Origin of the sequence: Arthrobacter sp. H20, from assembly GCF_000520515.1 — a bacterium.
Classification (GTDB): domain Bacteria; phylum Actinomycetota; class Actinomycetes; order Actinomycetales; family Micrococcaceae; genus Arthrobacter_D.
Genome location: NZ_KI914755.1, coordinates 23,396 through 38,628, shown reverse-complemented (window position 1 = coordinate 38,628; position 15,233 = coordinate 23,396). Strand labels below are relative to the sequence as shown.

General features: G+C 64.0%; 10 protein-coding genes. 5 read left to right on the top strand and 5 right to left on the bottom strand.

What is annotated here, in order from left to right; genetic code table 11:
• Positions 1 to 4: 4 nt before the first annotated feature.
• On the bottom strand, positions 5 to 2,110 hold the full coding sequence (locus Y703_RS0115275; protein WP_026553405.1) for an ATP-dependent DNA helicase UvrD2: 2,106 nt from the start codon (positions 2,108 to 2,110) through the stop codon (positions 5 to 7).
• 2 nt (positions 2,111 to 2,112) lie between these two features.
• Entirely contained in the window at positions 2,113 to 3,084 is a 972-nt protein-coding gene (gene nudC / locus Y703_RS0115270) for an NAD(+) diphosphatase (protein WP_026553404.1), read from the bottom strand.
• Between the two features lie 130 nt (positions 3,085 to 3,214).
• Here nudC and Y703_RS0115265 point away from each other — a divergent pair, with 130 nt between their 5' ends.
• Positions 3,215 to 4,411 carry a macrolide 2'-phosphotransferase gene (locus Y703_RS0115265; protein ID WP_026553403.1) on the top strand — a complete coding sequence of 399 codons (1,197 nt, stop codon included), beginning with the start codon at positions 3,215 to 3,217 and terminating at the stop codon, positions 4,409 to 4,411.
• 32 nt (positions 4,412 to 4,443) lie between these two features.
• Here the strand turns inward: Y703_RS0115265 and Y703_RS0115260 are convergent, their stop codons facing one another.
• The 3 genes from Y703_RS0115260 to Y703_RS20280 are packed head-to-tail and all read right to left on the bottom strand — an operon-like array spanning position 4,444 to position 11,578.
• Positions 4,444 to 7,929: an ATP-dependent helicase gene (locus Y703_RS0115260; protein ID WP_026553402.1), complete on the bottom strand. Its 3,486-nt coding sequence runs from the start codon at positions 7,927 to 7,929 to the stop codon at positions 4,444 to 4,446.
• Positions 7,926 to 11,162 carry an ATP-dependent helicase gene (locus tag Y703_RS0115255; RefSeq protein ID WP_026553401.1) on the bottom strand — a complete coding sequence of 1,079 codons (3,237 nt, stop codon included), beginning with the start codon at positions 11,160 to 11,162 and terminating at the stop codon, positions 7,926 to 7,928. Before Y703_RS0115255 ends, Y703_RS0115260 begins: the two co-directional genes overlap by 4 nt.
• Positions 11,159 to 11,578 (bottom strand): MGMT family protein, encoded by a 420-nt coding sequence (locus tag Y703_RS20280; RefSeq protein WP_035765489.1) that lies wholly within the window; start codon positions 11,576 to 11,578, stop codon positions 11,159 to 11,161. The genes Y703_RS0115255 and Y703_RS20280 overlap by 4 nt, the downstream gene beginning before the upstream one ends.
• Before the next feature lie 63 nt (positions 11,579 to 11,641).
• On the opposite strand from Y703_RS20280, the gene Y703_RS0115245 reads away from it, so the two are divergent.
• From Y703_RS0115245 to Y703_RS0115230, 4 genes are all read left to right on the top strand, one after another.
• Complete coding sequence (locus tag Y703_RS0115245) at positions 11,642 to 12,328, top strand: 3'-5' exonuclease (protein ID WP_026553400.1); 687 nt, start codon at positions 11,642 to 11,644, stop codon at positions 12,326 to 12,328.
• A gap of 207 nt (positions 12,329 to 12,535) precedes the next feature.
• Complete coding sequence (locus Y703_RS0115240; protein ID WP_026553399.1) at positions 12,536 to 13,510, top strand: methionine ABC transporter ATP-binding protein; 975 nt, start codon at positions 12,536 to 12,538, stop codon at positions 13,508 to 13,510.
• The gene (locus Y703_RS0115235; protein ID WP_026553398.1) at positions 13,510 to 14,256 is read left to right on the top strand and encodes a methionine ABC transporter permease; all 747 of its coding nucleotides are present in this window, start codon (positions 13,510 to 13,512) and stop codon (positions 14,254 to 14,256) included. The genes Y703_RS0115240 and Y703_RS0115235 overlap by 1 nt, the downstream gene beginning before the upstream one ends.
• Before the next feature lie 69 nt (positions 14,257 to 14,325).
• Complete coding sequence (locus Y703_RS0115230) at positions 14,326 to 15,165, top strand: MetQ/NlpA family ABC transporter substrate-binding protein (RefSeq protein ID WP_026553397.1); 840 nt, start codon at positions 14,326 to 14,328, stop codon at positions 15,163 to 15,165.
• Positions 15,166 to 15,233: the final 68 nt, after the last annotated feature.

The window sequence follows — 15,233 nt, the reverse complement described above, 5'->3', positions numbered from 1 at the left end:
CCACCTACTCGCTGTCCGCAATGATCGACAGGACGGACTCGCCATACTTTTCCAGCTTCGACGGCCCAATACCGGCCAGTTCGCCCAGTGTCCCAATGGTTGTCGGCCGCGCCTCAGCAATTGCGACGAGGGTGGCATCGGTGAAGACCACGAACGCTGGCACGTCGTTCTCGCGGGCCTGCTCCAGACGCCACGCCCGGAGCGCCTCAAAGGTGGCCTCCTGGTACGACGCCGGGCAGTCGCCGCATCGACCGATCTTCCGTTCGGACCCTGACCCCAGGACCTTCCCACACACCCGGCAGGTCGACGGAGCCGACATCTTTCGCGAGTGCCTGACCTTCGGCGTCCTGAAGGCCCGCTCGCCGTCGGCGGCCGGTCGCAGGCCGTCAAGGAACCGGGTGGGCTTGCGGCTGGCCCTGCCCCCGGGGGTCCGGGCCGTAGACCATGACAGGGCCAGGTGTTCCCGCGCCCTGGTGATGCCGACATAAAGAAGTCTGCGTTCTTCATCGACTGCTTCAGGAGTGTCGGCGAAGGAAATGGGCATCAGTCCCTCGCTGAGCCCCACCAGGAACACCGCGTCCCACTCCAGGCCCTTGGCCGCGTGCAATGATGCGAGGGTGACCCCCTGCACTGTCGGCGCATGCTGGGCCACTGCCCGCTCCTCCAGCTCTGCCACGAAGTCCTGCAGGGTGAACCCGTCGGCTGCCCGGGAGGTGCTCAGCTCATCCGCCAGGGCAACCAGCGCGGCGAGTGACTCCCACTTCTCCCGCACCGCGCCCGAGCTTCCGGGCGCCACCGGCGTGTAGCCCAGGCTGGCCAGGATATCCCGGACCAGCTGGGGGACATCGTCAGTGCTGGCAGACCGGGCTCCGGCACGCAACTGCAGTAGCGCGTCCCTGACCTCTCGACGGTTAAAGAACCGTTCGCCTCCGCGAAGCTGGTACCCAATTCCGGCGCTGGCGAGTGCCTGTTCGTAGGCCGCCGACTGACCGTTGGTGCGGTAAAGGATGGCGATCTCGCTGGCAGGTACACCGCTATCCATCAGCGCTGAAATTCGCCTGGCCGCCTCAGCAGCTTCGGCTTCATCGTCACTGCACTCGGTGAAGGAGGGGTCTGGCCCCGCCGGGCGCTGAGCGATTAGTTCCAGCGGGGTTGACCAGCTCGTGGATCCTGGATGGCGGCCGGTCTCAGCCGTCCGGGCGGCGAGCAGGTTGTTGGCCAGCCGCACCACCTGCGGCGTCGACCGGTAGTCCCGCACCAGGCGGACTACCTGCGCGCCCTCATACCGTCCGGTGAAGTCGAGCAGGTGTCGAGAGGTGGCACCAGTGAAGGAGTAGATGGTCTGGCTTGCGTCGCCGACGACACATAGTTCACGCCGATCCCCCAGCCACAGGTCCAGGAGCCGCTGCTGCAATGGGGAAACATCCTGATACTCGTCCACGACAAAATGACGGTATTGGGCGCGCACTGTGGCCGCGACCTTCTCGTCCTCCTGCAGGATCCCCACAGTGATGAGCAGCACGTCCTCGAAGTCGATAACGTTGCGGTCCAGCTTCAGGTCTTCATAGCCTGCAAAGATACGCGCCACTGTGGTGAGGTCCATACCAGCTGGCTCCACCCGGCCAGCGGCCGCAGCTGTATACCGCTCCGGGGTGAGCATGGATACTTTGGCCCATTCGATCTCGGCAGCTATGTCCCTGATCGCTGCCCGGTCAGTCGACAGACGCAACCGTCTGGAGGCTTCGGCAATGAGCTGGGCCTTGTGGTCCACTAGAGCTGGTAACGGGCCACCAACTGCCTGCGGCCAGAAGTACTGGAGTTGCCGGAGAGCGGCTGCGTGAAACGTTCGCGCCTGGACACCCTGGGCGGATAGATCGCGAAGCCTGGTCCGCATCTCGGCGGCGGCTCGGGCGGTGAAGGTCACGGCCAGGACTTGCTGTGGCTTATAGATGCCGGTGTGGACGCCGTAGGCGATCCGATGCGTGATCGCCCGGGTTTTGCCGGTACCGGCTCCGGCGAGCACACACAGTGGCCCGGACAGGGTGGTGGCTACAGTCCGTTGTTCATCGTCGAGGCCAGCCAGGATCCTCTCTTCGAGAGTTGTTTCCATGCCTACGGCCGGCCCTCCGCGGGTACCAGGTCCAGCGGACCGCCGAACCAGTGCTCGATCAATGCCCGTGAAACTGAAGCACCAGTGGGAAGGGTAATCTCGCCCGTACTCACCGCTGCCGCCAGCTCGTCGCGCGTAAACCACCTAACGTCGGCTATCTCCACGCCGTCGGGAACCTGATTGGTGTTCACCGCTGTAGCGATGAATCCAAGCATCAACGACGCAGGAAAGGGCCAGGGCTGCGAGCCGAGGTACTGCGGCGAGTGCACCTCGATGCCTGACTCCTCGGCGACCTCGCGGATCACCGCTGCCTCAAGCGATTCACCGGGTTCAACAAATCCGGCCAGAGTGGAGAACCTGCCCGTGGGCCATGCGGCGGCTGAGCCAAGGAGGAGCCGATCCGCGTTATCCACCACCGCAACGATGATGGCTGGGTCAGTCCGAGGATAGTGGGTTGATCCGTCACCCGGGCAGCGCCGTACCCAACCTCCCTCGACCACCTCTGTCAGGGCACCACACAGCGGACAGTGGGTGTGCTTCCCATGCCAGTTTGCGATCGCTGCAGCCTGGACGAAGATTCCCGCGTCTCTGCCGGAGAGGCTAAGTGCAGCGTCCCGGAGACCGACCCAGGCGTCCTCGTCAAGAATTCCCGGGTCCACCGAGTCCAGGACCGCTAGCAAGAGGTGAGTTCCGGCCGGTATCCCGCCATGATCGGGATCATCAGCGAGCGTCCGCCCCAGGTAGACCGTTAGGACAGGACGTTTGACAGTTGCCGAATCCGCGAGCAACAGCGAACCATTCACCACGGGCGACAGTCCGCGGGCGATGAACATCACACGGGCGTTGTGCGCGCCCCACAACTCATCGATGAGCGACGGGGTGGACCGCAGGTCGCCTCCCCGGTCCAGCGACACCCGCGCCAGTGGCAGCGATCCGAAGGACTGAAGGGTGGGCATCCGGAGGGTTTCACTCATGGTTCTACGGTACGTTCTCGGTCCCCCAAAACACATTTCGGTGCCGGTTGGACGGACCGTTTGGCAGCTTCTGACGACTCGCCGACCAGCAAGGGCCTTTTCTCGGAAGGACAGCCCTACCGTTGAGGATGTGAAACGGACACCCATGGAACTCGCCGCGATAGCCAGCGCCGCCGTACCCGGGCTCACGCCTACCGGGGTAGCAGGCGTCCCTGACGACGCGGCTGACTTCGAATCGGCGCTGCTGGTCGACGACTCGGGAAAACAGTGGCGGGTGCGGTCCCCCAAACATCCCGATGCATCCATGCGACTTGAGACCGAGCTTCAGGCGTTGAAGGCATTCACCCCAGCTATCAGGGCAGAGCTGCCGTTCCTGGTACCCCACATCGCTGGCACGCTGCGGCACGGTGAACTCTGCACATTCGTCTACGCACACCTTGAAGGCTCGCCCCGCGAACTGGATGATCTGGCCAGCGGGGGCGCCGAGCTGGTCGGGGAACTCGGACGAATGCTCGCAGCAATTCATGACCTGCCGCCGCTACTGGTCCATAACGCCGATCTGCCAAGCTACGAGGCAAACGAGTTCCGCCAGCGAAAGCTGAACGAGCTGGACCAGGCGGCCATTACCGGTCGGATTCCCGCCCATTTGCTGAGGCGGTGGGAACACGCTCTGGAAGATGTCACGCTCTGGAGGTTCCACCCGACAGTTGTCCACGGCGACCTGCACGAGGACAACCTGCTGGTCTCAGCTGGCCGGGTCAGCGCAGTGACCGGCTGGACCGATCTCCGGGTGGGCGATCCGGCGGACGACTTCGCCTGGCTGCTGGCTGCCACTAATCCCCGGTTCGCCGGGGACGTTCACAACGCCTATCTGTCAGCGCGGACAGAGGCAGCTGATCCGCACCTCATGCGCCGGGCCGCTCTGGCCGCCGAATTTGCCTTGGCGCAATGGCTGGTGCGGGGGGTCGCGATGGAAAACGCCGAGATGATCGCTGAGGCCGAGGACATGATGGCCTCCTTGGACCAGGAGCTGAAGGCTGAGGAAGCAGCCGCCAGCGAATACCGCTTAGCTCAGGGTGCCGGTGCGGACGCCGTCGTCGACGAGATCGATTCAGACATCCCCGACGATGAGACAGCAGATCCCAGCCTACCGACCGAGTTCAATCCCGCTGACGAAGCCGAGCAAGCTGACGAAGCTGGGGACAGGGAGCCTTCCGAGAACACCAAGTCGGCAGCCGATTCGTCGACATCCCAGCGGTTTTCGGTGGCGCCAGTTCCTGCAGACGACACCGAAACATCGTCGTTGCCGATTATCAAGTCCAGTTAGCCCTTCATCGGGCGCTGTCAGCCAGCGTCCGATCAGGGTGCAACTGCTCCTGGGTTCGCCGATGTTGCCCGCTCGATGATCTCCTCCAGCCCCGCCTCATCGGCTAGATCATAGGGCCGAATCAGTGTGTCAGTGCTGGCGTAATAGAACGCTGCCTGAACGGACTCGAGCGGAACCGCCTTCAACCGTGCCCAGGCCAACCGGTAGACGGCAAGCTGCACCGACCGCACCGCCAGCTTCTCGCGCGACGGCGGCGTACCCGTTTTCCAGTCAACCAGTTCCCATCCTCCGTCGTCGCCCCGGAAGACGGCGTCGATGCGACCGCGTACCACCAGTGAGCCCACTTTCGTTTCGATGGGCACCTCAAGCTCCGTCGGCAGCCGCTGGGCCCAGACCGACCCCTTGAAGGTGGCGATCATGCTGTCAAGATCGAGCGCCTCATCGATGTGGGAATCGACCCCGGGAGTCTCCCCCAGATCCAGCATTCCGCTCGTCCCGTAATACTCCTCAATCCAGGTGTGGAAGGCCGTTCCGCGCCGCGCAGCCATACCGGGACGCCTCGGCACCGGGCGCCTGAGCTGTCGAGCGACAGCAGCAGGATCGTCAGACAGTTCCACCAGGAGGGAGGCTGAGATGTGGGCCGGAAGCTCCACCGCCGGGCTGCTCGTGGAGCGGGAATGCCGGGCCAGTGCCAGTCTCGTTTCTTCACTCCACCGCCCGCCCTTGAGAGCTCTCAGGTCGGCCCCGGCGGTGTCGGTCTGACCATCGATGCCGTTCCCGGTAGCTGCAGCTGACAATACGGCTGCTGCAGCGGATTCGATTCCCTGACGCCGGAGACCCAACGGGTCGCTTGGCCAGGCGACGCGTGCCTGGGCGACGTTTGCTGGGTTCGTATCTCCCTCGGCTCCTTCGCGAAGCCAGTGCAGCACTGTGAAGCCCGGCTGATGTTCATCGGCGAGTTCGCGGAGTTCAGTCAGATAGGTCGACGCCGAGGTCGGCTTGGTTCGGCCCGCGCCCCACGCGGACGACGTACACACCAGCACGTGCTTGGACCGGGTAAATGCGACGTAGGCGAGACGGCGTTCCTCTCGCTCGGCGTGATAGCGAGCCTCAGCGGTGAAGTCCTTCTCGCTGGCAATCCACGACACCTGATCGACCTGTTCCCAGTCCCACTGCGGAAGCTCTGCAGCATCCCCGCGTAGATTCCACGGAATCGCTGAGTCGCCGCTGCTCCACCGCGAGTCGGATCCACTGGGAAAAGCGCCCTCGTTCAAACCTGGGACTGCCACGATGTCCCACTCAAGTCCTTTGGCTGCGTGCACGGTTAGGAGCTGCACCGCGTCCCGGTTGGTCTCCAGTGCGGTGACCGGGAGGCCATCTTCCTCAGCATCAGCTGCTTCAAGCCAGGCCAGGAACGCCGAGAGGTCCACCCGTTCAGCCGTCGAGCTGAAACCCGCTACGGCTTCAACGAACGCGTCGAGGTTCCGCCGGGCCTCGTGAATGCCCACCTGCGGTTTCGCTGCCACTTCGATATCGAGAAGAATCCGTCGCTCAACCTCGTTAATCAGGGTAGTGAGATCATCGCCGACAAAGTCCCTGAGGACGCGCAGCTCATCCCGAAGCCGAACCAGGCGGGTTCGCCCCTCGCTGCTTAGTTCGCGACCGCTGCCCGACACCCAGTCAACCGGTGGTAGCTGGTCAACTGCTTCGACCAAGCTGCCCAATTCCACTGCGTCGGGAAGGACAGTGGATTCGATCCCCGGAAGACCTTCGCCATCCCGCTGGACCGCCTGGTCTGCGCTGTGGACCGACTTCTGGGCCGACTCGTTGACCGACGTCGACCATTGACGTCGCCGGGCCAGTTGCCTTGACCAGTCGCCCAGCGCCATGATGTCTGCCGGGCCCAACCGCCATCGCGCACTCGACAGCAGCCGGAGGAGCGAGTCTGAACGGTCAGGATCACCGAGCACCCTCAGCACGGCAAGTATTTCAACTATCTCGGGTGTGCGGAGCAGGCCGCCAAGACCCACGATTTGCACCGGAATCCCGCGCTGGACAAGTTCTCTGCGAATGGGTTCGAATTGCCGTCGCCCTCGGCACAGCACTGCCACAGTAGGTTTAAGAGCCCTGCCGTCCGTCCCCCGCTCGAAACTGCGCCGGCGATGCCGCTCCACCTGATCGGCCAGGGCTGCTGACTCACCCGTGACGGTTCCGTCCCCCAGGCTCACCGTCGCTTCGCACAGATACCGGCCCAGGTAGACCTCCCCCACCCCAGCCTGTGGCTTAGGCTCCAGCGCAGGAACAAGCAGCGTGCTGGTTTTCTGCCAGCCGGGTTGCCGGTTGAGTTCGGAAGCGACTGCGTTGGCCGCGGCGAGAATGCTAGTGCCGTTGCGCCAGGCGACCGAAAGGTTGGCAACCGGTGATGGCCGCAGCCCATCATCGACCGTTAGGGGAAAGGTGGTGCGGAACGTGCCGAGCTGGCCTGCTGATGCTCCCCGGAACCCATAGATTGACTGGTGGGGGTCTCCCACAGCAGTGACACCCCGACCATCGCCGAAGAGCTTTGAAAACAACACCATCTGGGCGAATGAGGTGTCCTGAAACTCGTCCAACAGCACCACCTGGTATTTTTGGCGCTCCATCTCCACCGCCTCGGGGATGTCGCTGACAATTCTCGCTGCAAGCGCTACCAAGTCGCCGAAATCAAGCTGTCGACGCGAGTGTTTGGCATCGGAGTAATGCTCGACCAGCTCAGTCACAGTGACGCGGGTGCGGAGCTTGTCCAGCATCTTCCCCACTGTCTGGGCCGGACGGCGGGCTGTACCCGCCGCGTACTCCAGGTCGCCGACGATCGAGATGTGTTCCCTCAGCACCGCCCTCACTTCTGCCGGAGTGACCAGATGCTCAGCGCACTCCCCAGCCATCGTGAGGACGGCCTTCACCAGAGTGGACTTCGCAGCGCTGAAGTGTTCCCACTCTCCCTCGTAGGCTTCCACCACCGAACTGGCCAGTTGCCAGGCTTGTGCTGCCCCCAGCATCGCTGAATCGCGTTCCACCCCAATGCGCAGTCCGTAATCCTGAACAATTGCGTTCGCATACGAGTGATAGGTGGAAACGCTTGGGTCCAGGCCGTCCTCGGTGGTTTCCCCGATCCCCTCCGCCACCAGTGCTGGGTAAAGTGCTGACAATTGCTGACGGATCCGGGTGGACAGCTCTCCGGCTGCCTTCTTGGTGAAGGTTACCCCCAGGATCTGCTCTGGTCGGACCAAGCCGTTTGCCACCAGCCACACCACCCGGTCCGCCATGGTCTTCGTCTTACCTGACCCCGCGCCCGCAATGACAAGCAGCGGCTCAAGCGGAGCCTCAATGATAGTGACCTGATCGGGGGTGGGATATTGCACGGGAGTTGCTGGGTCGCGGTGCAGAAGAGCAGCCAGGTCCCGGGCAGAAAACCGCCGGGCCGGCCCATCAGCAACCTGGACGACGCCGCGACTGTCCGGCTCTGATGTGGTTCTCATTCGGTCACCTGCTGGCCCTCTGGACACAATGGGCAGATTTCGGGGAGCCGACACCCTGTCCCCCCGTGACCCGATCGCTGAGGGTCGTGAACCGCGTCGAAGCGTGCTGCAGACATCAGACGCGCTGCTTCCTCAATCATGTCCCGGGCCCATCGGTCATCGGTGGACAGCGCCGGTTGCTGCTGCACTCCAGCTTCCTTTCGGGTGGTGCCGAGCTGAACCAGAGCGGCGCCACCCGATCCGGGAGCTTGTCCTTCGGTGAGCGCTCCCTCGTTCAACGCGACCTGGTAGGAAGCCAACTGCGGGTGCCGATCCAGGTCTGCCACGGAGGGGGCGGACTTGCCGGTCTTGAGATCCACGATGACCAGGCGGCCTTGGGCATCAATCTCCAGCCGGTCAATCTGTCCCCGTAGCCTGGCGACTCGCTGGCCCTGGTCTGTGCTCACCTCAAGATCCACCTGAAAATCGATCTCAGTGCCGATCAGCGATCGCCCGTCCTGGCGCATGGTGACCACATATCCGGCAAGCTTCCGTACCATTTGTTCGGCACGCTGAAAGTCGATCCTGCCTTCCCAGTTCTCCTTCATTCCCAACGAGGGCCAGCGTCGCTGCAGCTCCTCGACGTATTGACTGCCGGTCGCGTCCGGAAGGTCCTGGGCAATGCTGTGCACCAACGTTCCCAGGGAGCGCGCGAAATCCATTGTCGGTTCACCTCCGACCGCCGAGACAAACCAGTTCAACGGTGATTGCAGGACGGCGTCGACCTTGGATGGTGAGACCGGAATTGGCTGGTCGGTAGCGACCACCGGGGCGCTGGAGGAAAGTTCTTGCAAACCCCACCACCCTCGTGGATGGGCGCCCGGAACCTCCGGCGAGTGGTTGACCATGACCCCCAGGTGGCTGGCCGCTTCGCTGGATAGCTCAGGGTAGGCTGCCGTCTGTTGAGCGTATTTCCTGAGTTCAGCCACCAGTGCACGAAGCGTCAGCGGGCGTTGCACCTCGGTGCGGGCCCGTTCCAGCTGTCCTGGCGGCAGGGGGTCCACGAGGTCCAGGAACGGGGAGGGTTGTGCCTCATCCGATGCCACGGCGCAGCAGATGAGTTCTTCGGCAGCTCGGGACACTGCTACCGAGAAGCTTCGAAGTTCATCAAAGCGGATCTCCTGCATCAGGATCAGGGGGTCACGATGCCGCCGGAAATCAGCACCGTGGTCCATCAGCGCGGTCAGCTCACCCGAGCCCAGCAGCTCCCCCCTGAGCCGCAGATTAGGCCAGGTTCCTTCCTGGATGCCCGCCACGATCACTACCGGCCATTGCCTGCCGGAGGCACTGGCCGGGGTCAGCAACGACACCGACTCCTGCTTGTGCGCCCGCGGCGCCAGGGTGTCCATTGGCAGTTCCTGGCTGGTCAGATACTCAAGGAATCGAGCGGGAGCAGCCCCCGGCACCTGGTCGACAAATCGTTCGGCGGTCTGGAACAGGGCAACTACCGCATCAAGGTCCCGATCTGCCCTCACCGATGACGCTCCTTCAGCGACGGCTGAGTCAGCCCATTTGCTGGACCATCCAGATGCTTCCCACAGCTCCCACAGCACCGTCTCGGGGTTCGCTCCAGGCGCCTCAAGCGCTGCGGAACCGGCAGAGATCATCCGGGCTATCCGCCGCGCCGCGCTTCCGCCCGGCGTCCCGGGACCACTTACCGAAGGTTCGGCAAGAGCCTCCACCAGCAGCTCGTCGCTGGTGCGCCCCCGGCCAGCCGCCAACTCGGTCTGCCGAAGACTCTGGCGGAGGCGACGGAGCTCAAGCGTCCCCGCACCGCCAATGCGTGAGGTGAGGAGTGAGACGGCCAGCCCTGCGTCTAGGTCGATCTGACCCAGTACCACCCCGAAAATATCCAGCAGCGGCTTCACTGCTGGCTCATCACGAATGGCACGCTCTGCCGCTGGAACATTCACCGCAATTCCCTGGCCGGTCAGGTACCGCTGAAATTCGGCCACCTGCGCCCCGGTCCTCACGATCACCGCGATGTCGGCAAGGCTGCGCCCCCCGAGAAGCTGCGCTTCAAGGATCCGTTGGGCAACGTACCGCAACTCATGGAACGAAGAGTCCACCAGGTGGGCCGAGACGGCCCCCGTGCGCGGCGCAGCATCCGGTCCCGCAGACGCTGGTTCCAGCGCCCTGTACACCGGCGCGCCGCCCACCACCGAGATGCGTGAGGCAACATTTTGCCACGCTCCCGCCAACCGCCCGGAGAGCCGGTAGGAGGAGGTCAGGGCAACAGTCAGCAGCTCGGTCCTGACGGCGATGTCAGTGGCGAGCCGTCCGGTGAGCTCGGGGCGCGCCCCCCTGAACCCGTGGACCACCGTGTCCGGGCAGGAAGCGATCACAACATCGGCGTCCCTGGCCAACAGGGTCAACAGTGCGTGGACAGCAGCATTGGACTCCTGATAGTCGTCCACCAGGATCAGCTGGAGCCGTGACCGCTCCTGGGCCAAGAGCTCCTCGTCGAACTCCAGCAGCTGGCGTGCGGCCGTGAGAACTCCGGCCGGGTCAAACGCCTCGGGCATGCGCAGGTCCAGGACGTCGCGGTACTCCTGGTAGAGCTGCGCGCCCGCCGTCCAATCCGGGCGGTCGAAGCGCTGGCCCAGCTCGGCCAGCTCAGCTGGATGCATGCCATACTCGCTGACCCGGTCGAAGAGCTCACGGACCTCCTGTCGAAAGCCCCTGGTGGCCAGAGCCAGGGATAGACCCACGGGCCATCCCAGCGGCGTAGCACCCGGTCGGAGATGACCATCGAGGAGTTCCTTGATGATGAGGTCCTGCTCAGCGCCTGAGAGCAGACGCGGGCTGCGGGACAGATCAGGCATCCGTCCCTCAATCCGTGCCCTGCGGATCAGGTCGAATGCATAGGACGCCCAGGTCCGCGCCGGCGCTGCACTGAGGCTGCGGTTCAGCCGTGACGTCAGCGCGTCACGAAGCCTGGCCGCGCCGAGACGTGACGGTGCCAGCACCAGGACCGACGCGGGGTCCAGCCCTTCCTCGTTGATCCGCCGCACGGCCGACTCGATCAGCACAGTCGATTTGCCAGTTCCAGGGCCGCCGAGCACCAGCACCGGCCCGCTGCCTTTCCCGAGTCCAACAACCAGCTGCTCCTCAGGGCTGAGCCGTGGTGCAGTCTGCGCCAGCGCATCGGCACCCAGGGCAGCTGCGGTCATCAGAGGTGGTGTGATACTCATGGTCCAACCCAATCATGGGGGTGTGACCTTTTGGTGCCCGGCCCGGAAACCTCGGCCAGGCGCGCACGAATGTCATCCAGCACCGCCTGCTGCGCTTCAGTCGGCTTCCAGCGAGCGGCAGCCATGGAGATGCTGTAAGACCCCTCGGTACCACCCCGACGCCCCGCGAACCGCAATGGGGTTCCTTCAGCTGTATAGAACGGCATCGCCCGAGCGCTGTGCCCACGGGGCGGTAGCCCACCCGCGCGGACCACCCGCCACCACGGCGTTCCATCGACGGCCCGGGACATGGCGGCTCCAACTTGCCGGGGACCGGCGGTTTCCAGAAGTTCAGCAATGTCACCATAGGACAGCACCGAGCCACTCGGGATGGCCCCCGCCACTTCATACACCGCCTCGGCGAAATCCTCACGCATGGATTCCACCCTAGCCGGGCCCACCTCCCCAGAATGTGGGAACCACAGGATAGCGTCGGGGCTATGGACAGCTGGCATCACCACCCTCGCGCAGCCTTCGACCTCGAGACCACGGGGCGGGATCCTCTTCGCGCCCGGATCGTCACCGCATCGATACTCCTGGCCGATGCCCACGGGGTGGTTCTCGAGCAGCATGAGTGGATAGCAGACCCCGGGGTTGAGATCCCCGCCGAGGCCGCAGCCATCCACGGGGTCAGTACCGACCGTGCCCGGAGTGAGGGGCAACCGGTGGAGCAGGTGATCCGGGAGGTTGCCGCCGTCCTCGGCCGCCTGTTCGCTGCGGGGGTTCCTGTCCTGGCGTTCAACGCACGCTACGACTTCACCGTGTTCGCCAGCGAGGGAGCGCGGCACGCGGTGCCGGTCCCCCATCCCTTTCCCGTCCTCGATCCGTACATCATGGACAAGCAGGCTGACCGCTTCCGTCGCGGCAAGCGGACGTTGACTGCCATGTGTGAGCACTACGGGGTTGCGTTCGAGAACGCTCACACGTCGGCCGCTGATGTGCTGGCGACCCTGCAGGTTGCCGCAGTCCTCGCCGAGCGGTTCCAGCAGCTGAACCATTCGGCCGAGGCACTGCATGCGTCCCAGGTGGTGTGGGCAGCACGGCAAGCCGCGAGTTTTCAGGAGTACCTGCGCCGCGAGGATCCGGCGGCTGTGGTTGAAGGACGCTGGCCAGCGATTGCATCGTAGGGAGGCTACCGGCCGATACCACCCTGTATCGTAGATTCTTCGATAATTCACCCGAGGATCGTCCCGGACGCGCTCTCGGAGTGATCCGCAGCACTAAAGTTCAGTCACTTCTTTCATGCGTGTGAGGATGGCTTGGGCGCAGGTCAGTGCGCCCGCAAGCCGGGATGCGCTGAACCACCCGGCTGACACCAGCAACCGTGAGGGCCAATGATCACCGTTTCCGACCTGCGCAAAACCTATCGGCAGGGTACTCGCATCATCACGGCCCTGGACGGCGTGGACCTGGCAGTGCCCCGTGGTTCGATCCACGGCATCATTGGTCATTCAGGCGCAGGAAAGTCCACCCTCGTCCGCTGTCTCACCCTGCTGGACCGCCCCACTTCAGGATCGGTCACTATCGACGGACGCGAACTCACCGCCGTCGCAGATTCGGAGATTCGTACGGCGCGTCGCCGAATCGGGATGGTGTTCCAGCATGCCAATCTATTGGATTCACGCACTGCCGCGCAGAATGTGGCCCACCCTCTCGAGCTGGTGAAGACCCCAAAGGCTGATATCGCTTCGGCTGTGACCCGCCTCCTGGATTTGGTGGGTCTGACCGGTTTCGCCGACGCGTATCCGTCACAGCTGTCCGGCGGCCAGAAGCAGCGGGTCGGCATAGCCCGGGCGCTGGCATCCGAACCGGATGTGCTCCTCTGCGACGAGCCCACTTCTGCACTGGATCCAACAACCACCGACGACATCCTGGATCTGATCCACAATCTCACTGACACCCTCGGCCTGACAGTGCTGATCATCACCCACGAGATGAACGTCGTGAAGCGCATCTGCGACTCGGTCTCGCTGTTGGAGAATGGTCGGATCGTCGAGCATGGCCGGCTACAGGACGTGGCCGCCACGCTCGGCGGAAAGCTATCACTGGCGCTTTTGCCCCTTCCCGCTCATGCCCCTGGCCCGGTGCCAGCCCTCGAGTTGCTGCTCGCCGGAGATATCGCTTCCGGTCCAGTGCTCTCCGATCTCGGCCGACACTTTGATCTGAGGATCAACGTCCTGGCGGGCAGTGTGGAAAACCTCGCCGACAGCCGATTCGGCCGCTTGCGCATCGAGATGGGTGACCATGCGCCGGTTGATCAGATACTGCAGTACCTGCAGTCCCAGGGCATAGCGGCGAGGGTGGCGTGATGGACTTTCTGGATCAGCTCTTCACCAACCCCGGTATCACCCGTGCACTGCCGGAGGAGTTTGCCGCAACCATGCAAATGGTGGGTATTTCAGGCTTCTTCACCCTGTTGATCGGGTTACCGCTGGGAGTCTTTCTCCTAACCAGCGCCCCCGACGGGCTGCGGCCAATGCCGGTCACCAGCAAGGTGATTAGCGGCGTCGTCGTCAATATCACCCGGTCCATCCCGTTCGCGATCCTGATGGTGTCGCTGATCCCCCTGGCCCGGCTACTGACCGGCACCTCGATCGGGCCGGTCGCTGCTTCCGTGTCGCTGAGCATCGGCGCGATCCCCTTCTTCGCCCGCCTGGTCGAGACCTCGTTGCGTGACGTCACTTCGGGCAAGATCGACGCTGCCCTGGTGATGGGCTCAACCCGGTTGCAGGTGGTGACCAAGGTCCTGCTCCGCGAGGCACTTCCCGGGCTGATAGCTGCCTTCACGACGACGCTCGTCACGCTGGTCGGGTATTCGGCGATGGCAGGAATCATCGGGGGTGGCGGGCTCGGCCGGCTGGCCTATAACTACGGCCTGCAGCGATTCGACACCACGGTCATGGTGGTGGTGATCATCATCATCGTCCTCGTCGTGCAGGCTATTCAGCTGACCGGTGATTGGGCTGCACGCCGGGTGGATCACCGGTCAGCTGCGACCGCTGGAACCGGTAACCGGCTTCGTCGTCGGGCGGCAGCCCAGGTGGCCGGAGGCTAACTTTCCCCCGATCCAGTTGCTCTCACCGGCACACTTTTTGTCCATCATCCCGAAAGGAAACCAACCCTCTTGCGCAAGTTCCTCACCCTCACCGCCACGGGCATCGCTGCTTCCCTGGCACTGAGCTCCTGCGGCGGGGCCACCACCCCCACCGTCGTCTCTTCATTGGACCCGGCAAACCCAGCGGTCATTACCGTCGGGGCGAGCCCGCAGCCGCACGCTCGGATCCTCGAGTTTGTTGACGAGTTTCTTGCCGAAGACGCCGGCCTTGACCTGGAAATTACTGAGTTCGACGACTACACCACCCCCAACATCGCGCTGAGCGACGGTGATCTGGACGCCAACTACTTCCAGCACCTGCCGTACTTCGAGAGCCAGGTGGACGGACAGGGCTACGACTTCGCTCACGGCGAGGGAGTCCACATCGAGCCCTACGCAGCGTTCTCGGAGCAGCACCAGAATGTCTCCGACATCCCCGATGGCGGGCGCATCGCGATCACCAACGATCCTTCCAACCAGGCCCGTGCGCTCACGCTGCTGCAGGACGCCGGGTTGCTTGAGGGCATTGCCGACGACGCCTCGGTGCTGGCACTCTCCCCCGAGCAGAACCCGATGGGACTCGAATTCATCGAGAACCAGCCGGAACTGCTGCTCAATGACCTCCAGGACCCGAGCGTCGATCTGGCGATCATCAATGGGAACTACATCCTGGACGCCGGTCTGAGCACCACCGATGCCCTGGTGGTCGAGTCCCTGGATGGCAACCCCTACGCCAACTTCCTTGCCTGGAACACCGCTTCGGACGGCGACGCACGGATCGCCAAGCTCGAGGAACTACTCCACTCCCCTGAGGTGACCGCCTACATTGAGGAACAGTGGCCCAGCGGGGACGTAGTCCCGGCGTCCTGAGGCAGCAGGTCACGCTCGCTAGGCCAGCCTAAAAAACGCCCCGCACCGGACGATGCATCAACCGGTGC